We start from the raw sequence: 22,264 nt of genomic DNA, 5'->3' as shown, positions 1-22,264 counted from the left end.
GAATGCGCACATGTCTCTCGGCAGCGTGATCACCGCGATCGTCACCCCGTTCGACGAGCAGCAGCGCGTCGACGAAGAAGCCTTCATGACCCTGTTCCGGTACCTCGTCGACCACGGGTCCGACGGGGTGGTGGTGTGCGGGACCACGGGCGAAGCCCCCACGCTCACCGCTGAGGAGCACCTGCGCCTGATCGAGCTCGCCTGCGCCGAGCGCCCGGCCGGGGCGACCGTGATCGCCTCGACGGGGTCGAACGACACCGCGCACGCCTGCGCGATGACCGAGCGGGCCGTGCAGCTGGGCGCCGACGCGGTGCTCTCGGTGACCCCGTACTACAACCGCCCGAACCGGCGCGGCCTCGTGCGCCACTTCACCGAGATCGCGCGGGCCGCCCAGAAGCCGGTGGTGCTCTACAACGTGCCGTCGCGGATCGGGCTGGCGCTGGACAACGACCTGCTCGCCGAGCTGGCCCAGGTCGAGCACATCGACTACGTCAAGCAGGCGGACAACGCCGCGCTCGCCCAGATCGACGGCCTCGGGCTGTACGCGGGCAACGACGACGGCTTCGCGCAGGCGCTCGACCTCGGCGGCTGCGGCGGCATCCTGGTGGCCAGCCACCTGGTCGGCGAGCGGATGCGCCGGATGGTCGACGAGCCGGAGCGCCGCGCGGAGATCGACGCCGAGCTCAAGCCGCTGTTCTCCGCCCTGTCGGTGACCACGAACCCGATCCCGGTCAAGGCGGCGCTGAACCTGCTCGGTCACCGCGTGGGCGGCGTCCGGCTGCCCCTGGTGGAGGCCGACGACTCCGAGCTCGCGGTCATCCGCAACGCCCTCACCGAAGTCGGCCTCCTCTGACGACCGTCCCACCGCCCGGGACCGCGCGCCGCGTGTGGCGGTGCGGTCAGGGCGTGGTCGCCGGGAGCAGGTGGCGGTGCAGGGCGGTGGGGTCCGGGGCGAGGTCGAGGGCCGCGAGCCAGGCCGCGCCCGCCGCGCCGGGACCCGCCGTGCTCGGCGTCGGGAAGCCGCGGTCGGCGAGCTCCGCGCGGAGCGCGTCGCCGACCGGGTTGCCCGGGGCGACCAGCCCACCGGCCAGGACGATCGGGGTGCTGTCGCCCGGAGCGCGGGTCTGCTCCGCGGTGTCGGCGAGCACCCGCGCAGCGCGCGCCACGATGTCCGCGGCCGTCGCGTCCGCGGCCCCGGTGACCAGCGGCGCGAGCTCCGCGAGCCGGATCGGTGGCTCCGCGTTCACCGCGGTGATCAGCTGCTTGCGGGTCACCTCCGGCACGTCCGGGAGCAGGGCCTCGCGGACCGCCGCGGTGAGCCCGCGCAGCTCCTCGCCCCGGTCCAGCGCGGCGAGGGTGGCCCGGACGGCTTCGCGGCCGAGCCAGTAGGCCGAGCCCTCGTCGCCGAGCAGCCAGCCGTAGCCGCCCGCGGTCCGGGTGAGCTCGTGCCGGTCGATGCGGGCCGCGATCGCCCCGGTGCCCGCGATGAGCACGGTGCCGGTCGGCTCCGGCGTCCCCGCCGCGAAGGCCACCTCGCAGTCGCTGATCGCGCGCATCCCGCAGCTCAGGCCGAGCCGCGCCCACTCCCGCTCGAACAGCTCGCGGAACTGCGGGTCGGCCATCTTGCTCACCCCGGCCATGCCGATGACGGCGGCGCGCACCCGCGCCGGGTCGACCTCGCGCAGGGCGGTCCGGGTGGCGGCGGCGATCTGCCGCACGGCCTCGTCGGCCGGGTGCGAGTTCGGGTTGCCGCCGGCGGCCTCGCCGCGGCCCAGCACGCGGCCGGACAGGTCGCTGACCAGCGCGCGGCTGCTGGTGCCGCCGACGTCCATGCCGAGGACGGCCGGTGCTGCGTCGCAGTGCATGCGCCCTTTCTACGCGTCCGGGGTGGCGGGCAGGACGACAACCCCGAACATGACCGATCTCGCCAACCGCTGGACCCCGCGTCCGGGACCGGCTATACATCGAGGCGTTTCGTGATCAGTCGGGGAGAAGCACCATGGTCGACCACGCCCGGCCCGCACCGTCCGATGTGGACGAGGAGGGCCGATGACCGTCGACGCCCACCACCACCTGTGGGACCTCGACGTCCGCGACCAGCCGTGGATCGTCGGGCCCGAGATGGAGCCGCTGCGCCGCGACTTCCGGCCCGCTGACCTGCAGGAGGCGCTGCGCGGCACCGGCGTGGACGCCACGGTGCTCGTGCAGACGGTCTCCGACCCGGACGAGACCCCCGAGCTGCTGGTGCTGGCCGACACGGTCGACCGCATCGCGGCGGTCGTCGGCTGGGTCGACCTGACTGCCCGCGACGTGCGCGAGCAGATCGGCCGCCTGCAGACCCACCCCTCCGGGCGCTGGCTGAAGGGCCTCCGCCACCAGGTCGAGGACGAACCCGACCCGGACTGGCTGCTGCGGCCCGCCGTGCTCAACGGGCTGGCCGCGGTCGAGGACGCGGGCCTGGTCTACGAGCTGCTGGTGCGGGTCGACCAGCTGCCCGCCGCGACCAAGGCGGTCGCCCAGTTCCCGCAGCTGACGTTCGTGCTCGACCACTGCGCGAAGCCGCCGGTGGCCAGCGGTGAGCTGCAGCCGTGGGCGGACCGCCTCCGCGCCCTCGCCGCCCACCCGAACGTGGTGTGCAAGTTGTCCGGTCTGGTCACCGAGGACGAGTGGGCACGGCAACCCGATCCGGTGAGGCTGCGCCCCTACGTGGACGTGGTGCTGGAGGCCTTCGGGCCCCGCCGCCTCCTGTTCGGCTCGGACTGGCCGGTGTGCCTGCTGGCGGCCGAGTACCGCCAGGTCATCGAGCTGACCAAGCAGCTGCTGGCGGACCTCGACGACCGGCAGCGCGCGGCGGTCTTCGACGCCAACGCCCGCGCGGTCTACGACATCTGAGGACTTCCGCCTCTGGCGCAACCGCGCCCCGACGTTTGCGGCCTGCTCCGATCGGCGTAACCTGGCGGTGCCCGCCTTACCCCGCCCCCTCGGTGAGGCGGGCTCTTCTCGGGTGCATCCCGTCCCGCGCGCGGCGGCGAGCCCGCGGTCAGCGGGTCCGGGTCACCTTGTTCAGGCCCCGTGGGTTGTCCGGGTCGAAGCCCCGCACCTGGGCCAGGCCGAGCGCTAGCTGCTGGACCGGCAGGATCTCCAGGACCGGCGCCAGCTCTTCGGCGCAGGCCGGGACCGGGATCCGGTGGGTGGCCGGCACGTCCTGGGCCGCCGAGCCGATCGCGCAGACATCCGCGCCGCGTTCCGCCACCGCTTCCAGCGGTTCGCGCATCGCCGCACCGCCGCGACCCCGGCTGGCCACCGCGAGCACCGCGGTGTCCGCGTCGACCGCCGCGACCGGGCCGTGCAGCAGGTCCGCCCCGCTGTAGGAGCGGGCGGACAGGTAGCTGGTCTCGGCCAGCTTCAGCGCCGCCTCGTGGGCGGTGGCCAGCGAGTAGCCGCGGGCGGTGGTCACCATGCGCTCCAGGAAGCGGTAGCGGCCGACCGCCTCGTCCACCGCCTCCCGACCGGAGGCCAGGGTCTGCTCGGCCAGGTCCGGCAGGTCCGCCGCCTGCTCGCCGGTGCCGCCGCGCACGGCGTCGACCAGCAGGTACAGGGCCAGCAGGGTGGCGCCGTAGGTCTTGGTCGCCGCGACCGCCTGCTCGCGGCCCGCGCGGACGTCGACCGACAGCTCGGCGGCCGTGACCAGCGGGGAGTCGGCGGTGTTGGTGACGGCGACGGTCAGCGCGCCCTGCTTGCGGGCGGACTCGGTGACCTCCAGCAGGTCCGGCGACCCGCCGCTCTGGCTCACCGACACCAGCAGCACGTCGGTGAGGTCCGGCTGCGCGCCGTACAGCGTGGTGGTGGACGGCGAGGCCAGCCCCGCGGGCAGCTGCAGCAGGGTCTCGACCAGGTACTTCGCGTAGAGCGCGGCGTGGTCGCTGGACCCGCGCGCGGCCAGCAGCGCGAAGCGCGGACGGCGCTGGGCGACCACGGCGGCGACGTCGGCGATCGCGTCCCGGGCCGCCAGCAGGTCGGCGAAGATCGCGGGCTGCTGGCGGATCTCGTCGGCCATGTGCTGGCCACGGGTGGCGGTCATCGGGCCCATCCCTTCGCTTGAGGTCTAGACCAATCGTACTCGGCGGTCGCCGCGCACCTCAATCGTCGCCCGCCCTGCCGCGGGCCCGCGCGGTGAGCGCTCGCGGCGCGCGCGAGGAATGTGGTGCGACACACCCGGTGTCACGACCGCGCGGGGTTACTGTGCACCCACGCACAAGGCTGGTCCGGGCTCCAGGGCCGACGCCGTCCGGTGGCGCACGCGGCGCCGCGCGGTTCCGGCATGCTGGAGGCCTGGACGACTTCGGTGACGCAGCGGCCGCGGCGCTCCAGGCAGGTCGTGGTGGTAGGAGGAACGATGCTCGAAACGTCCGCGTCCGGCGGAGCGGACTCGACGGGGCGCGCGCAGCGCGAACCCAAGTACTGGGGGCTCAAGCAGCACCTGCTGGACATGCTCCGCTCGCTGCCGCCCGGATCGCCGATCCCCACCGAACGGTCGCTGGCCGCCGAGTTCGACGTCTCCCGCACCACCGTGCGCCAGGCGCTGGCCGAGCTGACGGTGGAGGGCCGGCTGCTGCGGGTGCAGGGCAAGGGCACCTTCGCCGCCAAGCCGAAGGTCGCTCAGCGGCTGCAGCTGAGCAGCTACACCGAGGACATGCGGGCGCAGGGCAGGCAGCCCACCTCGCGCCTGCTGGAGGTCGTCGAGGAACCGGCCGACGCCGAGCTGGCCGAGCTGCTGGAGACCAAGGCCGGCTCCACCGTGCTCCGGCTGCGCCGACTGCGCCTCGCCGACGGTGAGCCGATGGCCATCGAGACCACCCACCTGCCGCTGACCCGGTTCCGCGGGCTCACCGGGCGGCTGGAGTCCGGGGGCTCGCTGTACCAGGTGCTGCGGGAGAACTTCGACGTCGAGCTCGGGCACGCCGAGGAGACCATCGAGACCGCGCTGGCCAGCCCGGAGGAGGCGGAGCTGCTGGGCTCCGAGGTGGGGCTGCCGATGCTGCTGCTGTCCCGGCACTCCTTCGACACCGAGGGCCGCCCGGTGGAGTGGGTGCGGTCGATCTACCGCGGCGACCGGTACAAGTTCGTCGCCCGCCTCAACCCGCCGTCCAGCTGAGCGGCGTTACGCCGAGTGGGGGTCCTCACGAAAGTCGTCTGGCAGGAGAAAGGGCGCCCGGTCGGCCGTTCCCCGTCCTGGAGGGAGTGCGTTCGACGAGCGTGGGAGTCCCATGGTCAGGCGGGAAGAGGATCGGCAGGACGAGCGGGACGACGAGGACGAGGTCGGCGAGAAGGACGGGTCCGGGAAGCTGGAGATCAAGCCGGCGCAGGTCGCGGGGGCGGCCACGGCGTCGGTGACGGCGGCCTTCCTGGGGTCCCGGCTGGGGGTCGCGGGCACCGTGATCGGTGCCGGGATGACCAGCGTGATCATCACCGTCGGTGGTGCGCTGTACCAGCGGTCGTTCGAGCGGGCGAAGGACAAGGCGCTGATCGCGGCCGAGAAGGCCAAGCAGGCCGCCCAGGCGCGCACCCGCGTGCAGCTGCGGGAGTCCTCCGGCGAGGAGCCGGAGGAGGGGGCCACGCGGTCGCCGGGGGCGTCGTCCGCCGAGACGAAGCGCATCGAGGCCGGCATGCACTGGCCGGGCGGTGAGCAGGTCGTCGACCCCGACGCCACCAAGCGGATCGACGCGAGCGCCGTGGCGGAGGACGTCCGGGAGGAGTCCCCACCGGTCGACCGGCGCCGGGTCCGGCGGCGCTGGCTGGTCGCGGCGGCCACCTGCGCGCTGGCGTTCGTGGTGAGCATGGTCGTGGTCACCGGCTTCGAGGGGATCACCGGCCGGTCGCTGTCCGGCGGGGGCGGCGGCACCACGCTCGGCCAGGTGCTGCACCGCGAGCCCCGCGAGCCGGTGGCGCCGCCCACGACGACGGAGGACGAGGAGCCGGTGGAGACCACCAGCCGCGCCCCGGAGTCGACCCCCGAGGCCCCGCCCACCCGGCCGACGGCGCCGGAGCCGACGTCGGAGGCGCCGCAGCCCACCGAGCGGCCGACGGAGGAGACCTCGGCGGAGCGGACCCCGACCCGGCAGCCGACGCAGAGCCAGGAACCGAGCGAGTCGGTGCCGCCGACGGGCCCGTTCCCGGAGCCGTTCCCGGGCTGAACCGCCGGGAGCGCCTCGCGCGGAGCGCCGGTCGACGGCCGAGCGCTCCGCGCAAATTTTTCACTCATTTCCCGCGCGTGCCGTCAGGTGGCACAGCGCTGTTCCTCCGGTGTCCGCACGTCGTGGTGCTGCGAACGGGGCCACATCTCCCTCGATCAGGCCGTTTTTGTGCGTGATGTGGCAAATGGTGGATGTGGGACTGGTGTCGTCCTCTGATACTGGATCTCGCGACGGGGGCGCTGAGATCCATCTCACACGAGGGAGACACCAGATGAAGCGGAGACTCGCGGCTCGGGTGGCCGGGACCGTGCTCCTGGCAGCGGGGACTGTCGCCGCGCTCACCATGCCGGCGACCGCGACCGAAACCGCCCCGCCGGAGACCCTGGCGGTGACCCAGCTCGAAGCGATGCAACGCGACCTCGGCCTGACCCGGGAGCAGGCGTTGCAGCGCCTCGACCAGGAGGCACAGGCCGCTCGCGCTGAGCAGGTGCTGCGCCAGTCGCTGGGCAGCGTGTACGGCGGCTCCTACTTCGACTCCCGGAAGGGCCAGCTGGTCGTCCTGACGACCGACGAGGCCCGCTTCGACGAGATCCGCGCGGCGGGCGCGGACCCGAAGAAGGCCGACTTCACCGCCGAGCAGCTCGACGGCGTGGTCCAGGGGCTCAACGCCCGCGCCGCCACCGCGCCGAAGGCGGTCACGGGCTGGTACGCGAAGGCCCGGGACAACTCGGTCATCGTCACCACCCGGCCCGGCACCGCGGCCGAGGCGGCCCAGTTCGTGCAGACCGCGGGCGTCCTCGCCGAGGCCGTGCGCGTCGTCGAGTCGACGGAGAACCCCCGCACCTACGCGGTGGTCGGCGGCAACGCCTACTACATCGGCAGCGGCGCCCGCTGCTCGGTCGGGTTCTCGGTGCAGGGCGGCTTCGTGACCGCCGGCCACTGCGGCTCGGCCGGTGACAGCACGTCCCAGCCGACCGGCCAGTTCGAGGCCTCGCGGTTCCCGGGCAACGACTACGCCTGGGTCAGCGTCACCTCCGACACCCCGACCGCGGCGGTGAACCGCTACGACGGCAGCACCGTCGCGGTCGGTGGCTCCACCGAGGCCTCGGAGGGCTCGTCGGTCTGCCGCTCCGGCTCGACCACGGGCTGGCACTGCGGCTCGATCGAGGCGAAGAGCCAGACCGTGCAGTACCCGGAGGGCACCGTCAGCGGTCTGACCCGCACCAACGTCTGCGCCGAGCCCGGTGACTCGGGTGGCTCGTTCATCTCCGGCGACCAGGCGCAGGGCGTGACCTCGGGCGGTTCGGGCAACTGCAGCTCCGGCGGCACGACCTACTTCCAGCCGGTCAACCCGATCCTGTCGGCCTACGGCCTGACCCTGCTCACGCAGTGATCGGTCCCCACTGAAGACGGCCCCCGGCACCGGTGCCGGGGGCCGTTCTCGTGTCCGGACGCGCGCACGCAGCCCGGCGCGTCGGCCTGTGCGGGGTCAGGGGAGGCGGGCGCGGATCTCGCGGGCGGCAGCGCCCGGGTCCTCGGCCTCGGTGATCGCGCGGACCACCACGACCCGTTCCGCGCCGGCCTTCACCACCTCGTCGAGGTTGTCCAGGCTGATGCCGCCGATGGCGAACCACGGCCGGCCGTGCCCGCGGTGCTCCGCCGCGTGCTGCACCAGGTCCAGCCCGGCCGCCGGCCGCCCCGGCTTGGTCGGCGTCGTCCACACCGGGCCGGTGCAGAAGTAGTCCACGCCCGGCTCGGCCGCCGCGGCGTCGGCCTGCACCACGTCGTGCGTGGAGCGGCCGATGACGATCTGGTCACCGACGATGCGCCGCGCGACCTCCACCGGCAGGTCGTCCTGCCCCAGGTGCAGGACGTCGGCCTCGGCGGCCAGCGCGATGTCCGCGCGGTCGTTGACCGCCAGCAGGGCGCCGTGCCGGACGCACGCCTCGGCCAGCACCTCCAGGGCGGCCAGCTCGTGCCGGGCCTCCAGCGGTGCGCCGCTGGGCTGCTTGTCGCGCAGCTGCACGATGTCCACCCCGCCGTCCAGCGCGGCGTCCACGAACTCCGCGAGGTCGCCGCGCTCGGTGCGCGCGTCGGTGCACAGGTAGAGCTTCGCCTCGGCGAGGCGGGCGCGGATGCCGAAGCCGTCCAGTCCAGGCATGCCCCACAGGGTAGCTCCAGACGGAGCAGCCCTACCCGTCTTCGGTGCGCACGGCAGCGGGCTCGGAACCGGCGCCGTCGAGGGGTACGGTGTGGGGCGGTGAGCACGGGAGCCCGGCAGCCGGGCTGAGAGGGGGCGCAGGCCCCGACCGTCGAACCTGATCCGGGTCATGCCGGCGCAGGGAGCGTGGAGTTGTCTGGGAAGCGAACCGAACACGTCGTCGTCATCGGCGGCGGGGTCATCGGGTTGTCCGTCGCCTGGCGCGCAGCGTCCGCCGGGCACCGAGTGCAGGTGGTCGACCCGGAACCGGCGTCCGGGGCGTCGTTCGTGGCGGGCGGCATGCTCGCGCCCATCGCCGAGGCCTGGCCCGGCGAGGAGGAGCTGCTGGAGCTGGGCAGCGCGTCGCTGGAGCGCTGGCCCGCGTTCGCCGACGAGCTGAGCCGCGCGTCCGGTCTGCCGTCCGGTCTGCGCCGCGAGGGCACCCTGGTGGTGGGGGTGGACAGCGCCGACCGGGCCCTGCTGGACGATCTGGCCGACTACCTGGCCCGCCGGGGCCGCACCGTGACCCGGTTGTCCGGGCGCGAGGCGCGACGGCGGGAGCCGTCGTTGGGGCCCGCGGTGCGCGGCGGCCTCGACGTCCCCGGTGACCTCGCGGTCGACAACCGCCAGGCGCTGGCCGCGTTGCGCGCGGCGGCGACGGCGGCCGGGGTGGAGTTCGTCGCGGCGCGCGCGGAGGCGGTGCGCGCGGGCGCGGTGGAGCTCGAGGGCTCCACTGTGGACTGCGACGTGGCGGTGATCGCCGCCGGGGCGCACTCCGGCGAGCTGCACCCCGCGCTGCGGGGCCGGATCCGGCCGGTCAAGGGCGAGATCCTGCGGCTGCGCGCGCGGTCCACGGCGCTGCCGCCGCCGAGCCGCACCGTCCGCGGACCGGTGCACGGGCGGCCGGTCTACCTGGTGCCGCGCGACGACGGGGGACTGGTGCTCGGCGCGACCCAGCACGAGGTCGGGTTCGACACCGCGGTCACCGTGGGCGGCGTGCGCGACCTCATCGCCGACGCCGAGCAGGTGCTGCCGGGCATCGCGGAGTACGAGCTGGTCGAGGTCAGGGCGGGGCTGCGGCCCAGCACCGACGACAACCTGCCCGTCCTCGGCTGGCTGGAGCCGGGCGTGCTGGCCGCCACCGCGCACCACCGCGGCGGCTTCCTGCTCGCCCCGGTGACCGCGGACGCGGTGCTCGCGCTGCTGCGCGGCGGGGAGCCGGACGCGCTGGTCAAGGCCGCCGATCCGAGTCGATGGGGAGGACAGCAGTGGACGTCGTGATCAACGGGGAGTCGCGGCAGGTCGCCGACGACGCCGACCTCGCTGCGGTGCTGGCGGAGTTCGGCGTCCCCGAACGGGGCGTGGCGGTGGCGGTGGACGGCGCCGTGGTGCCGCGCGCGAGCTGGCCGGGGACCGAGCTGCGGCCCGGGGCCGCGATCGAGGTCCTCACCGCAGTGCAAGGAGGGTGACATGGACGACCCGTTGGTGATCGCCGGCCGCGAGTTCGGTTCGCGGCTGATCACCGGGACCGGAGGGGCGACGAACCTCGCGGTGCTGGAGCGCGCGCTGATCGCCTCCGGCACCGAGCTGACCACCGTGGCGATGCGCCGCGCGGACGCCGGCGGCCGGACCGGTGTGCTCGACCTGCTGGCCAAGCTCGGCATCGAGGCGCTGCCCAACACCGCGGGCTGCCGGACGGCGGCCGAGGCGGTGCTGACCGCCCAGCTCGCGCGCGAGGCGCTGGAGACGAACTGGGTCAAGCTGGAGGTCGTCGCCGACGACGACACCCTGCTGCCTGACCCGGTGGAGCTGCTGGACGCCGCCGAGCAGCTGGTCGACCAGGGCTTCGTGGTGCTGGCCTACACCAACGACGACCCGGTGCTGGCGCTGAAGCTGGAGGAGGTCGGCTGCGCCGCGGTGATGCCGCTGGGCTCGCCGATCGGCACCGGCCTGGGCATCCGGAACCCGCACAACATCGAGATGATCGTCTCCCGGGCCTCGGTGCCGATCATCCTCGACGCGGGCATCGGCACCGCCTCCGACGCGGCCCTGGCGATGGAACTGGGCTGCTCAGCGGTGCTGCTGGCCACGGCGGTGACCCGCGCCCAGGACCCGGAGCGCATGGCGGCGGCCATGCGGTCGGCGGTCGAGGCGGGCCGCCTGGCGTCCCTCGCGGGCCGCATCCCGAAGCGCTTCTGGGCCGAAGCCTCCAGCCCCGGCCGCCCCATGGGCTGACGAACCGTTCAACCCCGGCCGCGCTGCACGAGGTGAAGGGCACCTTCCGCCAACGCAGTTGAGCGGAGGTGCCCTTCCCTCCTGCTCGCCGAGGGCACGCGCGTTCTCGCCTCGACGGTGCGCGGGGACGGTGCCGTGGTCGGGTCGGTCGCTGGGGACCGCGTCCCGCCCCAGCGCTCGGAACCGGCCCGCCGCGGGTCAGCGGATGTGGAGACGTTCGGGGCGGACGAAGGAGATCGTGTAGCTCTTCCACGGGTTGTCGTAGCCGAAGGTGCGGTCGATCGCGTGCCGGGCGTGCAGCGCGTTCTCCAGCAGCGAGCTGGCCAGCAGCTCCGTCGCCGGGGCGCTGCCCTCCGGCACGTCCGGGATCTTCGCCGTCGGCTTGCCGCCCAGCAGGTCGTCCACCGCGCGCAGCGCCGGCACCGCCACCGCCTGCTCGGCCTCCGGCCGGAAGGCCAGCGTCGACACGTCCTGGCGCAGCGCGTCGAGGGCGATCGCCGCGTCCCGCGTGGCGCGCTCGTCGTCGGTCTCCTCGCCGGTGCCGTCCAGCAGCGCGGGCACGCCCATCAGGTCCTGGGTGCGCCGCAGCGCCAGCACGTTCGCCGCCTGCAGGGCCGCGGGCAGGTCGACGCCCTGGCCGGCCGCGCGGACGCTGCGCAGCAGCTCGGACACCGCCCACACCGTCGAGCGCACCGCGCCCCGCACGTCCGGCAGGATGCTGCTGGGCAGCACCAGGTACGCGACGTAGCCGACGATCAGCGCGATGGCGGCGCCGACCGCGGTGTTCGCGGCGAAGCTGATCCCGACGTTGACCAGCGGCCGGTCCAGCCGCATCGCCTGGTCCACCACGGTGATCACGATGAGGCAGCTCAGCAGCGCCTGGTACTCGGTGCGCAGCCGGGGCATGCTCAGCAGCATCCCGCCGATCACCAGCGGCACCAGCAGGAACGCCCCGGGCAGCAGCGTGATGAGCAGGGCCAGCGCGGTCACGCCGAGCACCGCGCCACCGGTGCGCTCCAACGCGCCGGTCATGCTGTCCCGGGCCGCGGGCTGGAGCACCACGTACAGCGCGAGCAGCAGGCTCGACGCCGAGGGGTCGCGCAGCAGCAGCACGATCACCATGCCGAGGGACACCGCGAGCGTGCAGCGGATCGCGTGCCGGAACAGCGACGAGCGCAGCGACAGGTGCGCCCGCACCGCGCCCTTCAGCCGTTCCCGGCGTGCCCCGGGGGCCTGCGGGGGCAGCGGGGTCTCGACGCGGCGCACCACGGTGGCGCGGATCCGGTCCAGGCCCTCGTTGAGCCCGCGCACCGCGTCCGGCAGGTCCTGCCGACCGCCCCGGGCCAGCACCGCCTCCGCCGGGTCGCGCCGCGCGGCGTGGGGCAGCCCGGTGCAGGCGCGGGCGCGCACCGCCCTGGCCAGCTCGGCGGCGACCTCGTCGGCCTCCGCGACGATCCGGTGCAGCCGCTCGGCCTCGATGCGGTCGCTCTGCTGGGCCTGCGCGAGCAGCACCTCGCGAGCGGCGCGGAAGCGCGTGGCACCGGCCAGCACCTCGCCGAGCCAGGTGCTGGAGCCGTCAGCCCGCCACGCGGCGGCGGCCGACTCGACGACACCGGGGCCGGGTTCGGTCAACGTCCGCGCAACGGCCACCCGGGTCGCCCGGCCGGGGTCGCTCAGCCCGATGAGCACCCGCAGCAGCAGGGCGAACACCGCACCGGACGCGGAGGCGGCCAGCAGCACCCACGCCGGCTGGTCGCTGCCGAGGCCGGTCGTGGTGGACACCAGGGTCGCCGCGGCGAAGGTCTGCCCGCCGACCCGGTAGTGCTCGCCGAGCGCGGGCAGCATGCCGGCGCCGAAGACGACGAGCGCCACCACCAGCCAGGCCAGCACCGGGACGTTCGCCAGCAGCGGGCCGACGGTCATCACCAGCACCAGCGCGGGGGTGAACCAGACGAACCGGCGCAGGTCCGAGCGCAGCGACTGGCCGCCGGTGGCGACCAGCGCGAGCACCGCCGTCAGCCCGGCCATCAGCGCGGGGGTCTGCAGGTCGAACAACCAGCCGAACGCGGTGCCCGCGACCACCGCCGCCACCACCAGCACCGCGTACTGGCGTTGGTGCGGGTCCGGTGCCCCGGCCTCGGTGGCCAGCAGTTGCCGGGCCCACGTGCTCACCGCCGACTGAGCAGTCCTGACCGAGTCGCCCACGCTGTCGAAAACCCCTGTTCATGATCGTCCGCGCAGCGCGCAGCGGACCGCGCGCGGCAGAGGCGTGCGGTCCTGGGAAATACGCGCTTCTCGACAAGGTTGTCGATGAGCCACACCATTCGGGTTACGGATCCGGGATGAAAATCACTCTATTAGGGGGCTCATGGGGGGTGTCGGCGTGTCAGTAGGACCGCGGGCTGACCCGCCAGAACGTCGACACCGGCCCCACCCCGGCGCCGAGCGGGTAGGCGTGCTCCACGCTGCGGGTGACGAACCGCTTGCCGGCGCGCACCGCGTCCGGCATCGAGGCGCCCTTGGCCAGCGCCGCGGTGATCGCCGAGGCGAAGACGTCGCCGGCGCCGTGCGTGTGCACCGTGGCGTAGCGGGGACCGGCCAGCGGGGTGGCGGTCGAGCCGTCGTAGAGCAGGTCGACGCACTCCGGGTCGTCGGGCAGGTGCCCGCTCTTGATCAGCACCCACTCCGGGCCGAAGTCGTAGATCGCCTTGGCCGCGTCCAGCAGGTCGGCGCGGGTGCGGGCGTCGATGCCGGTGAGCAGCCGCACCTCGTCGAGGTTGGGGGTCACCAGGGAGGCGCGGGGGAAGGCCTCGTGGCGCAGCGCGTCCAGGGCGTCCTGGCGCAGCAGCGGCTCACCGCTGCGGGAGGCGGCGACCGGGTCCACCACGAACGGCGTGCGACCGCCGCGGCCGATGCCGTGGGCGTCGCAGACCTCCAGCACCGCCTCGATGGTCGCCGCGGAGGCGAGCACCCCGGTCTTGGCGGCGTCCACCCCGATGTCCGAGGCCACCGCCTCGACCTGCGCGGCGACGGTCTCCGGCGGGATCTCCACCAGCCCGGTGACGCCGACGGTGTTCTGCACGGTCACCGCGGTGACCGCGGTCATCCCGTGCACCCCGCAGGCGAAGAACGCGCGCAGGTCGGCGTGCATCCCGGCGCTGCCCCCGGAGTCCGAGCCGGCGATGGTCAGCGCGGTCGGTGGGGCGGTGTCGTTCGCGGGCCGTGCTGCGTGCTCCGCCGAGGTCTCGTGCATCGGACCCATGCTACGACCTGCTCCCTTCGTCGGAGGTCACGCCTCTCGCGCGGCAGTGCGAGGAGCGGAAGCAGCCCCGGGGCCGCGCCCCTCCGGCGCGCGGCGGGTGCGGCACGCCGGAGGGGCGCCTGCGGGGTGTCAGTCGGCCAGGGGGAGGTAGATCTCGCCGCCGGTGCGGGCGAACTCCTCGGACTTCTCCCGCATGCCCGCCTCGATCGCCTCGACGGTGGTGAGCCCGCGCTCCTCGGCGAGCTCCCGGATGTCCTGGGTGATCTTCATGGAGCAGAACTTCGGGCCGCACATGGAGCAGAAGTGCGCCGTCTTGGCCGGTTCGGCGGGCAGCGTCTCGTCGTGGAACGCCCGCGCGGTGTCCGGGTCGAGCGACAGGCGGAACTGGTCGGTCCAGCGGAACTCGAACCGCGCCCTGGACAGCGCGTCGTCCCGCTCCTGCGCGCGCGGGTGGCCCTTGGCCAGGTCGGCGGCGTGCGCGGCGATCTTGTAGGTGATCACGCCGGTCTTGACGTCGTCCCGGTCGGGCAGGCCCAGGTGCTCCTTGGGCGTGACGTAGCAGAGCATCGCGGTGCCCGCCTGCGCGATCACCGCCGCACCGATGCCGGAGGTGATGTGGTCGTACGCGGGCGCGATGTCGGTGGTCAGCGGCCCCAGCGTGTAGAACGGCGCCTCACCGCACAGTTCCTCCTCGCGCCGCACGTTCTCGGCGATGAGGTGCATCGGGACGTGGCCGGGCCCCTCGACCATCACCTGCACGTCGTGCTCGCGGGCGATGCGGGTGAGCTCGCCGAGGGTCTCCAGCTCGGCGAACTGCGCGCGGTCGTTGGCGTCGGCGATGGAGCCGGGCCGCAGGCCGTCGCCGAGGGAGAACGTGACGTCGTAGTCGCGCAGGATCTCGCACAGCTCGCTGAAGTGCGTGTACAGGAAGTTCTCCCGGTGGTGCGCCAGGCACCAGGCGGCCATGATCGACCCGCCCCGGGAGACGATGCCGGTGACGCGCTGGGCGGTCAGCGGCACGTAGCGCAGCAGCACCCCGGCGTGCACGGTCATGTAGTCCACGCCCTGCTCGCACTGCTCGACGACGGTGTCCCGGTAGACCTCCCAGCTCAGCTCGGCCGGGTCGCCGCCGACCTCCTCCAGGGCCTGGTAGATCGGCACGGTGCCGACCGGCACCGGCGAGTTGCGCAGGATCCGCTCGCGGGTCTCGTGGATGCGCTTGCCGGTGGACAGGTCCATGACGGTGTCGGCACCCCAGCGGGTGGCCCACACCATCTTCTCCACCTCCTCCTCGACCGAGGAGGTCACCGCGGAGCTGCCGATGTTGGCGTTGACCTTCACCAGGAAGTTCTTGCCGATGACCATCGGCTCGCTCTCCGGGTGGCAGCGGTTGGCGGGGATGACCGCCCGGCCGCTGGCCACCTCCTCGCGGACGAACTCGGGGCTCAGGCCCTCGCGGGTGGCGACGAACTCCATCTCCCGCGTGATCACCCCGGCCCTGGCCCAGGCCAGCTGGGTCCGGTGCTCCCGTCCGTCGGTCCACCCCGCTCGCACCCGGTGGAGTCCGCTGTGGACGTCCACGGTGGCGGTCTCGTCGGTGTACGGCCCGGAGGTGTCGTACACGTCGAGGTGCTCGCCGTTGGTCAACTCGATGCGGCGGAACGGCACTCGCAGACCGGATCCCGTGCTGTGGAACACCTTCCGCGACCCGCTGATCGGCCCGGTGGTGATCTCGCTGGCGTTCTCGGACGCGTTCGGACGCACGTCGGCCACTGCCACTCCACTCCCTACGCCGGCATTACCCGGTCAGGTTCATGCGGTCGGCGGCCCCAGCCGCCCTCTCAGCCCGCTCCAGGTGCGAGCTCCCGCGGTCTTCACCAGTCGGCGCCGAGGCTAGCCGCGCTCCGGCCCGGTGCCAAGCCCGGTCACCCCGATGTCGGCCTCAGTCCTCAGAGAACGGGTCACCGTGCTCGGCGGGGTCCCAGGACAGGCCGGGCACGCCCCAGCCGTTGCGCTTGACCATCCGCTTCGCGGCGCGCTTGTGCCGCCCCACCAGGCGGTCCAGGTAGACGTAGCCGTCCAGGTGGTCGGTCTCGTGCTGCAGGCAGCGCGCGAAGAACCCGGTGCCCTCGACCTCGATCGGCTTGCCGTCCACATCGGACCCGGTGACCTTCGCCCAGCTCGCCCGGCCGGTCGGGAAGGACTCGCCGGGCACCGACAGGCAACCCTCCCAGTCGTCGTCCGGGTCCGGCATCGTCTGCGGGACCTCGGAGGTGGTCAGCTCCGGGTTCACCACCAGGCCGCGGTGCTGCACGCCCTCGTCGTCGGGGCAGTCGTAGACGAAGACCCGCAGGTCCACGCCGATCTGGTTGGCCGCCAGCCCGACCCCGTTCGCGGCGGCCATCGTCTCGAACATGTCCTCGACGAGGGTGCGCAGGTCGTCGTCGAAGTGCTCCACCCGGCGCGTGGGGTTGTGCAGCACCGGGTCGCCGTAGACGCGGATCGGGTGAACAGCCATGGAGGGGACCCTATCGGTCGCGCTGGTCGTCGGACCGGTGGCGGCCGGTCCGCTACCCGCCGGTGTGATCCGTTCTGCTGCGTCGGCCGGTCGTGGTGTAATCAAGAACGGAATCACAGCCGTGTGATTCCCGAACGCGCCGAAGGCCCGGACCGCGGAGGCGAGGAGTCGGATGGACGCCGCCCAGATGCTGACCGCGCAGGAGATCGCTCGCCAGTGCGAGCAGCTGGCGCGCCTCCAGGAGCAGCAGCAACGATCGCCGGACGGACGGCGGTTGCGGCTCGTCGAACCGGTGGCCGAGCCCGCTGCGGAGCAGGCCCCGGAACCCGCACCCGAGCCCGAGCCGGAACCCGAGCCCGCCGCGTCCGGGGAGCTCACCGAGCGGGAGCGCGGGGTGCTCGCGTTCGAGGCGCAGTGGTGGAAGCGCTCGGGCGCGAAGGAGCAGGCGATCCGCGAGCTGTTCGACATGTCGCCGTCGCGCTACTACCAGGTGCTCAACGCGCTGCTGGACAGTCCGGCCGCTCTCCGGGCGGACCCTATGCTGATCAAACGGCTGCGCAAGGCACGGGCGGCCCGGCAGCGCGCGCGGGCCGCCCAACGACTGGGAATCGAGTTGCACTGATGACTTCAGGGGAATCCGCCGGACCCGCCAAGGCCAAGCTCGTCGGCTACGGGCTGATCGGGGCCGGTGTGATCGCGGGCGCCATCGGCGTCGCCACGCTGGTCTCCGGCGGCGACGCGCCGGACTCCGCTCAGCCGCTGCCCCCCGAACCCGGGAACTACCCGGTGGGGTCGTCGCTGGCGCCGTCGCCGACCCCCTCGCTGCCCGCCGCCTCCGACCCGCAGCAGCCGTCGCAGGCGCCGCTGCCGCCCGTGGGCCAGGAGCAGCCGGCCCCGCCGGCGGGCCAGCAGCAGCCCGAGGTGCCGGGCGGTACCGGCCACGGCGTCGAGCTGGTCACGGTGCGGGTCTACAACAACAGCACCATCAGCGGGCTCGCGCACCGCGCGGCGGAGGACTTCCGCCGGGCCGGGTACGAGGTGCCCGAGGTGGGCAACTACTCGGCGGGGCGGATCCCCACCACGACCGTCTACTTCCGCCCGGGCACCGACGAGGAGCGCCAGGCCGAGGACCTCGCGGTCTTCATCGGCGCCCGCGCCGAGCCCCGCTTCGAGGGCATCCAGGACGCGACGCCGGGCCTGATCGCCATCATCACCAACGACTACACGGGCCCGGTCTCGGCCAAGTGACCCCTGGCGCTCAGGGCCGGTGCGACTGGGCGTAGGACTCGAGGGCCGCGAGCTGCGCCGGGTCGAGGGAGGGGCGGACCGCCTCGCGCGCGGTGGCCAGGTGCGCGGCCGAGACCTCCGCGGCGGACAGCGACTCGCGCATCGCGGTGAGCGCCGCCTCGCGCACCAGGGCGGCGCAGTCCGCCGCCGAGTAGCCGTCCAGCTCGGCCGCCAGCGCCGCGATGTCCACGTCGGACGCCAGCGGGGTGTTCTTCGCCGCGGCGCGCAGGATCGCCTCGCGGGCGGCCGCGTCCGGCGGGGGCACGTAGACGAGTCGTTCCAGGCGGCCGGGGCGCAGCAGCGCCGGGTCCACCAGCTCCGGGCGGTTCGTCGCGCCCAGCACCACCACGTCGCGCAGCGGTTCCACGCCGTCCAGCTCGGTGAGCAGCGCGGCCACCACCCGGTCGGCCACCCCCGAGTCCGAGGACTGCCCGCGGCGGGGCGCCAGCGCGTCCACCTCGTCCAGGAACACCAGCGCCGGGGCCGCGTTGGCGGCGCGCAGGAACAGCTCGCGGACCGCGCGCTCGGACTCGCCGACCCACTTGTCCATCAGCTCCGCGCCCTTGACGACCAGCACGTTCAGCCGCCCGGTGCCCGCCAGCGCCCGGACCAGGAACGTCTTGCCGCAACCCGGTGGGCCGTAGAGCAGCACACCGCGCGGGGGCTCCACGCCGAGCCGGGTGAACGAGTCCGGGTACTGCAGCGGCCAGAGCACCGTCTCGGTGAGGGACTGCTTCACCTCGGCCATGTCCCCGACGTCGTCCAGGGTCAGCCCGCCGGTCTGCAGGTTGTCCGATGTGGACATCGAGATCGGCCGGACCGAGGCCAGCGCGTCCAGCAGGTCCTGCTGGCGGATGCGCGGGTCGGTGGTGTCGTCCTGGTGGCGCAGCGCCGCGCCGACGGCGGCCTCCCGGCACAGCGCGACCAGGTCGGCGACGACGAAGCCGGGAGTGCGCTCGGCGACCTCGGACAGCTGCACGTCGTCGGCCAGCGGCGCGCCGCGCAGCAGCACCCGCAGCAGGTCGGTGCGGGTGGTGTCGTCGGGGAGGCCGAGCGTGAGCTCCCGGTCGACGAGGCCGGGTTCGCGCAGCCTGGGGTCGACGGACTGCGGCTGGGAGCTGGTGACGACCACGGCGAGCCCGTCGGCGCCGACCGCGCCGCGGATCGCGTCCAGCGCCACGGTGGCCAGCGGGGGCGGGTCGCCGGCGGGCAGCAGGGCCTCCACGTCGGTCAGCAGCAGCACGCGGTTGCCCTGCGCGCGGGTGGCCCGGCCGATCGCGTCGTGCAGGCGCTGCGCGGCGGTGGCCGCTTCGAGCGCGGCGACGCTCGGTGCGGCGAGCTCGACCAGCTCGGCGCCGACGTCGGCGGCGACCGCACGGGCCAGCGTGGCCTTGCCGACCCCGGACGGCCCGCTGAGCAGCACGCCGAGGTGCGGTTCGGCGCCGAGGCGGCGCAGCAGCTCGGGCTGGTCGAAGGCCAGCCGCAGCCACTCGCCGAGCCGCTTGGCGGCGTCGCGGGACCCGACCAGGTCGGCGACCGGGACCACCGCCTCGGGCGGGTGTTCCGCGGGCGCCTCGGCGGGCGCGGTCGGCACGGGGGCCGGGCTGGTGCCGTCGCGCCACTCGACCACCGTGGACGGCTGGACGGCGACCGCCCCGGCCGGGTCGGTGGCGGCGATGGTGATGAGTTCGTTGGTCCAGGTCAAGCCGATGGCGGTGGACAGCTTGCGGCGCACCTCGCCCGGGTTCGCGGCGGTCGCCGGGGCCACGTCCTGCGGCAGCAGCGAGACGGTGTCGCCGGTGCTGAAGACCTTGCCGGTGAGCGCCAGCCGCAGCGTCTCCGGCGCGACGGTGGCGCGCGCGATCCGCGAACCGGCGACGACGACCCGCTTCGCCGCGCTGACCTGCACGGGGGCGACGCCGACCTCGGCGCCCTCGGTGAGCCCGAGGTTCATCAGCGCCACGTCGTCCAGCAGCACCACGCCGGTGGGCGTGCCGGGCGCGGCCGCGGCGGCGAGCGCCACGGTCATCCGTGCGCCGGTGAGCTGGACGGCGTTCCAGGGCCGCAGCCCGAGCGCGTCGAGCACTTCGGGGTGCAGGCGCACGACTCCGCGCCGAGCGTCCTTGGCGGAGGTCGAGACCCGAGCGGTCAGCGTTGTCGACGACACGCCGCGAGCTTAACCGCGCCCGGTGCGGCCCTCGCGCGATCCCGATCTTCCGGCTGCCAGCCCCACGGCTCCCGCCGCCGCCCGGGCAGACGCGAACCGGCCACCCGACCGCCCGCGGGCCGCAGGCGCGGGGGGCCGGGCGGCGAGTGGCGAGACGCGCGCACCCCGGGGAGCGGGTGCGCCCCCGGCGGAGAGGAGCGCAAGGCACCTCCCACCGGCCCGGGGCGGCGAACGGTGCCCCGGGCCGCGGCTGGGGGCGCTGCGGTTCCGGCACCGCCGCGCAGCACGCGCCCGGCAACCCCTCAGCTCGTCGTGTCGTTGCGGTTGCGGCGGAGCTCCAGGCGGCGCCAGCTGCGGCGGGGGCCGTCGGGGTGGCTGTAGCGGCGGCGGACCCGGCGGGCCGCGCCGGCCACGCTGCGGCGCAGCGGCGGGCGGAGGCCGATGCGCCGCTGGGTGCGGCGCCGGATCGCGCGGCGCTCGCGGGGCGGCGCGTCCCACGCCTCCGGGTGCTTGGCCAGCCAGTTGTGCCGGTACACCGCGTACGGCACGTGCACCAGGTACACCACCATGACGACGGCCAGCGAGATCAGCGGGAACACGATCACCGCGGCGGCCAGGATCGCCACCAGCACCAGCAGCGGTGCCACCAGCCGCGGCGGCACCTTCACGGTCTTCAGCGACAGCGTGGGGACCCGGCTGACGGCCAGCGCGGCGATGAGCACCATCCAGACGATGACCACCGTCTGGTCGGCCCACCAGCCCGCGTGCTCGAAGTGCGCGGTGAGGATGAGCGGCAGCAGCGCGAGCAGCCCGGCCGCCGGGGCGGGCACCCCGACGAAGAACTCCTTGGCGTACGGGGGCTGGTCGGCGTCTTCCAGGAGGGTGTTGAACCGCGCCAGGCGCAGCACCATGCACACCGCGAACACCAGCGCGGCCACCCAGCCGAGCCGGTTGTCCTGGAGCTGCCAGGCGTAGAGGGTCAGGGCCGGCGCGACGCCGAACGACATCGCGTCGGACAGCGAGTCCAGCTCGGCCCCCATCTTCGACGTGGCGTCGAGCAGGCGTGCTATCCGCCCGTCGAGGCCGTCCAGCACCGCCGCGACGGCGATGGCGGCGATGGCGCCGTACAGGTTGTCGGTCAGCGCGAACTGGACCGCGGACAGCCCGGCGCACATGGCCAACACGGTGATCGCGTTGGGCAGCAGCCGGACACCGGGGTTGGTCCGCACGCTCATGAGTCGTCCCGGGGGAGTTCGGCGAGCGGCGTCTCACCGCCGATGGTGCGCTGGCCGGGCTCCACCAGGACCCGGCTGCCGGCGGGCACGTAGAGGTCGACGCGGGAACCGAACCGGATCAGGCCGTAGGTGCTGCCCGCGGCCACCTCCTCCCCTTCGGCGACGGAGCAGACGATGCGCCGGGCCACCAGGCCGGCGATCTGCACCACGGCCACCCGGGTGCCGTCGGTGCCGCGGATGACCATCGAGTTGCGCTCGTTGTCCTCGCTGGCCTTGTCCAGGTCGGCGGAGAGGAACTTGCCGGGCCGGTAGGCGATGCGCTCGACCCGCCCGGCGAGCGGGATGCGCTGGACGTGCACGTCGAAGATGGTCAGGAAGGCGCTGATCCGCACCATCGGCTCGTCGCCGAGGCCGAGTTCGGCGGGCGGCACGGCGGGCTCGACGTGCGAGACCGTGCCGTCGGCGGGCGCCACCGCGAGGCCCTCGCGGCTCGGGGTGGTGCGCGCCGGTTCGCGGAAGAACCACGCGCACCAGGCGGTCAGCACGCCTCCGAGCAGGCCTGCCGGGCGCCAGAGGCGGCGCAGCAGGAGGGTCGCGGCCGCGGCGCCGAGCACGAACGGACGTCCGGCCGGGTGCATCGGTGGGATGGTGTCGCGGGCCAGCCCGACGAGGTGGGCCAGCGGGTTGGTCTTCGGTTCTCTCGCGGTGCTCATCGAGGTGCTTCGCCCCTGCGTCGGCGGGTTCTGGTGCGGCGCGCGGTCGCCAGTCCCTCGGGTGTCCGGGACCGGTGGCCGGCGCCGTGGTCGGTACAGCATCTCGGACGCCCCGGGCCAACCGACGCCAGGGGGCGCTGTTGATCAACAACAGCCTAGCTGACCTGCGCATTTGGCGCGCAGAGATGGTACAGCGGCAGGACCACCGCGGTCACTCGACGAGGTGAAGTCATGAGCCAGGGGCCGATCGGCGGCTCCCCGTGGCCGCCGAACGGCCCCTGGCGTGCGGGTCCGTGCGCCCCCCGACGGCGCACGGCCCTTCGGATGTCCGCTCCGCCCGGTGACGAGGGCGTTCCCGCGGACGTCTGTGAGATGTCGCTGAGCGACAGTTCGTTACGCGACACCCAGTGTAATTGAGGTCACAGCAAGTCCGTAGCCTCTTTCGGAGGATGC

General features: G+C 74.1%; 20 protein-coding genes and 1 riboswitch. Of the genes, 10 read left to right on the top strand and 10 right to left on the bottom strand.

Annotation, left to right across the window (positions count from 1 at the left end):
- Positions 1 to 10 precede the first annotated feature (10 nt).
- Positions 11 to 853: a 4-hydroxy-tetrahydrodipicolinate synthase gene (dapA, locus tag HNR68_RS01385; RefSeq protein ID WP_179716831.1), complete on the top strand. Its 843-nt coding sequence runs from the start codon at positions 11 to 13 to the stop codon at positions 851 to 853.
- A 46-nt stretch (positions 854 to 899) separates the two neighbouring features.
- Here dapA and HNR68_RS01380 read toward each other — a convergent pair whose 3' ends face one another.
- Positions 900 to 1,865 (bottom strand): N-acetylglucosamine kinase, encoded by a 966-nt coding sequence (locus tag HNR68_RS01380; protein ID WP_179716829.1) that lies wholly within the window; start codon positions 1,863 to 1,865, stop codon positions 900 to 902.
- Positions 1,866 to 2,049: 184 nt separating this feature from the next.
- On the opposite strand from HNR68_RS01380, the gene HNR68_RS01375 reads away from it, so the two are divergent.
- Positions 2,050 to 2,892, top strand: coding sequence for an amidohydrolase family protein (locus HNR68_RS01375; RefSeq protein WP_179716827.1), 843 nt, complete (start codon positions 2,050 to 2,052; stop codon positions 2,890 to 2,892).
- A 148-nt stretch (positions 2,893 to 3,040) separates the two neighbouring features.
- Here the strand turns inward: HNR68_RS01375 and HNR68_RS01370 are convergent, their stop codons facing one another.
- A complete protein-coding gene (locus HNR68_RS01370) occupies positions 3,041 to 4,090 on the bottom strand; it encodes an SIS domain-containing protein (protein WP_380575447.1) in 1,050 nt (349 codons plus the stop codon).
- A 306-nt stretch (positions 4,091 to 4,396) separates the two neighbouring features.
- On the opposite strand from HNR68_RS01370, the gene HNR68_RS01365 reads away from it, so the two are divergent.
- From HNR68_RS01365 to HNR68_RS01355, 3 genes are all read left to right on the top strand, one after another.
- Entirely contained in the window at positions 4,397 to 5,155 is a 759-nt protein-coding gene (locus tag HNR68_RS01365) for a GntR family transcriptional regulator (RefSeq protein WP_179716823.1), read from the top strand.
- Positions 5,156 to 5,267: 112 nt separating this feature from the next.
- On the top strand, positions 5,268 to 6,194 hold the full coding sequence (locus tag HNR68_RS01360) for a superantigen-like protein SSL4 (RefSeq protein WP_179716821.1): 927 nt from the start codon (positions 5,268 to 5,270) through the stop codon (positions 6,192 to 6,194).
- A 271-nt stretch (positions 6,195 to 6,465) separates the two neighbouring features.
- Complete coding sequence (locus tag HNR68_RS01355) at positions 6,466 to 7,587, top strand: S1 family peptidase (protein WP_179716819.1); 1,122 nt, start codon at positions 6,466 to 6,468, stop codon at positions 7,585 to 7,587.
- A 96-nt stretch (positions 7,588 to 7,683) separates the two neighbouring features.
- Here HNR68_RS01355 and thiE read toward each other — a convergent pair whose 3' ends face one another.
- Positions 7,684 to 8,355, bottom strand: a complete 672-nt coding sequence (gene thiE / locus HNR68_RS01350; protein ID WP_179716817.1) for a thiamine phosphate synthase — start codon at positions 8,353 to 8,355, stop codon at positions 7,684 to 7,686.
- 95 nt (positions 8,356 to 8,450) lie between these two features.
- A riboswitch (TPP riboswitch) is annotated at positions 8,451 to 8,556 on the top strand.
- Between thiE and thiO the strand changes: the two genes are divergently transcribed.
- The 3 genes from thiO (at position 8,548) to thiG (ending at position 10,629) form a co-directional block, all read left to right on the top strand.
- Complete coding sequence (gene thiO, locus HNR68_RS01345) at positions 8,548 to 9,675, top strand: glycine oxidase ThiO (protein WP_179716815.1); 1,128 nt, start codon at positions 8,548 to 8,550, stop codon at positions 9,673 to 9,675. Its footprint overlaps the riboswitch before it by 9 nt.
- The gene (gene thiS / locus HNR68_RS01340; RefSeq protein WP_179716813.1) at positions 9,663 to 9,863 is read left to right on the top strand and encodes a sulfur carrier protein ThiS; all 201 of its coding nucleotides are present in this window, start codon (positions 9,663 to 9,665) and stop codon (positions 9,861 to 9,863) included. Before thiO ends, thiS begins: the two co-directional genes overlap by 13 nt.
- A gap of 1 nt (position 9,864) precedes the next feature.
- Complete coding sequence (thiG, locus tag HNR68_RS01335; RefSeq protein WP_179716811.1) at positions 9,865 to 10,629, top strand: thiazole synthase; 765 nt, start codon at positions 9,865 to 9,867, stop codon at positions 10,627 to 10,629.
- A 198-nt stretch (positions 10,630 to 10,827) separates the two neighbouring features.
- On the opposite strand, the gene HNR68_RS01330 is transcribed toward thiG, so the two are convergent.
- The 4 genes from HNR68_RS01330 to HNR68_RS01315 form a co-directional block, all read right to left on the bottom strand.
- Positions 10,828 to 12,801, bottom strand: coding sequence for an FUSC family protein (locus tag HNR68_RS01330; RefSeq protein WP_179716809.1), 1,974 nt, complete (start codon positions 12,799 to 12,801; stop codon positions 10,828 to 10,830).
- A 214-nt stretch (positions 12,802 to 13,015) separates the two neighbouring features.
- Positions 13,016 to 13,882, bottom strand: coding sequence for a bifunctional hydroxymethylpyrimidine kinase/phosphomethylpyrimidine kinase (gene thiD / locus HNR68_RS01325; RefSeq protein WP_179716807.1), 867 nt, complete (start codon positions 13,880 to 13,882; stop codon positions 13,016 to 13,018).
- A gap of 138 nt (positions 13,883 to 14,020) precedes the next feature.
- Positions 14,021 to 15,664: a phosphomethylpyrimidine synthase ThiC gene (gene thiC, locus HNR68_RS01320; protein WP_343049872.1), complete on the bottom strand. Its 1,644-nt coding sequence runs from the start codon at positions 15,662 to 15,664 to the stop codon at positions 14,021 to 14,023.
- A gap of 169 nt (positions 15,665 to 15,833) precedes the next feature.
- Positions 15,834 to 16,409: a peptide deformylase gene (locus HNR68_RS01315; protein WP_179716805.1), complete on the bottom strand. Its 576-nt coding sequence runs from the start codon at positions 16,407 to 16,409 to the stop codon at positions 15,834 to 15,836.
- Between the two features lie 292 nt (positions 16,410 to 16,701).
- Between HNR68_RS01315 and HNR68_RS01310 the strand changes: the two genes are divergently transcribed.
- A complete protein-coding gene (locus HNR68_RS01310; RefSeq protein WP_343050434.1) occupies positions 16,702 to 17,031 on the top strand; it encodes a DUF3263 domain-containing protein in 330 nt (109 codons plus the stop codon).
- Positions 17,031 to 17,657, top strand: a complete 627-nt coding sequence (locus HNR68_RS01305) for a LytR C-terminal domain-containing protein (protein ID WP_179716801.1) — start codon at positions 17,031 to 17,033, stop codon at positions 17,655 to 17,657. The genes HNR68_RS01310 and HNR68_RS01305 overlap by 1 nt, the downstream gene beginning before the upstream one ends.
- A 10-nt stretch (positions 17,658 to 17,667) precedes the next feature.
- On the opposite strand, the gene HNR68_RS01300 is transcribed toward HNR68_RS01305, so the two are convergent.
- From HNR68_RS01300 to HNR68_RS01290, 3 genes are all read right to left on the bottom strand, one after another.
- Entirely contained in the window at positions 17,668 to 19,863 is a 2,196-nt protein-coding gene (locus HNR68_RS01300; RefSeq protein WP_179716799.1) for an AAA family ATPase, read from the bottom strand.
- A 302-nt stretch (positions 19,864 to 20,165) separates the two neighbouring features.
- Positions 20,166 to 21,098, bottom strand: coding sequence for a CDP-diacylglycerol--serine O-phosphatidyltransferase (gene pssA / locus HNR68_RS01295; RefSeq protein WP_179716797.1), 933 nt, complete (start codon positions 21,096 to 21,098; stop codon positions 20,166 to 20,168).
- Positions 21,095 to 21,811, bottom strand: a complete 717-nt coding sequence (locus HNR68_RS01290) for a phosphatidylserine decarboxylase (RefSeq protein WP_179716795.1) — start codon at positions 21,809 to 21,811, stop codon at positions 21,095 to 21,097. Before HNR68_RS01290 ends, pssA begins: the two co-directional genes overlap by 4 nt.
- Positions 21,812 to 22,264: the final 453 nt, after the last annotated feature.

The organism is Saccharopolyspora hordei (assembly GCF_013410345.1).
GTDB lineage: Bacteria > Actinomycetota > Actinomycetes > Mycobacteriales > Pseudonocardiaceae > Saccharopolyspora > Saccharopolyspora hordei.
The sequence above is the reverse complement of the archived record's forward strand: the minus strand, read 5'-3'. Positions and strand labels throughout refer to the sequence as shown.

Excerpts from the sequence above, each read along its gene's own strand:
- dapA (WP_179716831.1), top strand. The coding sequence starts at position 11 with ATGTCTCTCGGCAGCGTGATCACCGCGATCGTCACCCCGTTCGACGAG.
- HNR68_RS01380 (WP_179716829.1), bottom strand. The coding sequence starts at position 1,865 with ATGCACTGCGACGCAGCACCGGCCGTCCTCGGCATGGACGTCGGCGGC.
- HNR68_RS01375 (WP_179716827.1), top strand. The coding sequence starts at position 2,050 with ATGACCGTCGACGCCCACCACCACCTGTGGGACCTCGACGTCCGCGAC.
- HNR68_RS01370 (WP_380575447.1), bottom strand. The coding sequence starts at position 4,090 with ATGGGCCCGATGACCGCCACCCGTGGCCAGCACATGGCCGACGAGATC.
- HNR68_RS01365 (WP_179716823.1), top strand. The coding sequence starts at position 4,397 with ATGCTCGAAACGTCCGCGTCCGGCGGAGCGGACTCGACGGGGCGCGCG.
- HNR68_RS01360 (WP_179716821.1), top strand. The coding sequence starts at position 5,268 with ATGGTCAGGCGGGAAGAGGATCGGCAGGACGAGCGGGACGACGAGGAC.
- HNR68_RS01355 (WP_179716819.1), top strand. The coding sequence starts at position 6,466 with ATGAAGCGGAGACTCGCGGCTCGGGTGGCCGGGACCGTGCTCCTGGCA.
- thiE (WP_179716817.1), bottom strand. The coding sequence starts at position 8,355 with ATGCCTGGACTGGACGGCTTCGGCATCCGCGCCCGCCTCGCCGAGGCG.
- thiG (WP_179716811.1), top strand. The coding sequence starts at position 9,865 with ATGGACGACCCGTTGGTGATCGCCGGCCGCGAGTTCGGTTCGCGGCTG.
- thiD (WP_179716807.1), bottom strand. The coding sequence starts at position 13,882 with ATGCACGAGACCTCGGCGGAGCACGCAGCACGGCCCGCGAACGACACC.
- HNR68_RS01315 (WP_179716805.1), bottom strand. The coding sequence starts at position 16,409 with ATGGCTGTTCACCCGATCCGCGTCTACGGCGACCCGGTGCTGCACAAC.
- HNR68_RS01305 (WP_179716801.1), top strand. The coding sequence starts at position 17,031 with ATGACTTCAGGGGAATCCGCCGGACCCGCCAAGGCCAAGCTCGTCGGC.
- pssA (WP_179716797.1), bottom strand. The coding sequence starts at position 21,098 with ATGAGCGTGCGGACCAACCCCGGTGTCCGGCTGCTGCCCAACGCGATC.
- HNR68_RS01290 (WP_179716795.1), bottom strand. The coding sequence starts at position 21,811 with ATGAGCACCGCGAGAGAACCGAAGACCAACCCGCTGGCCCACCTCGTC.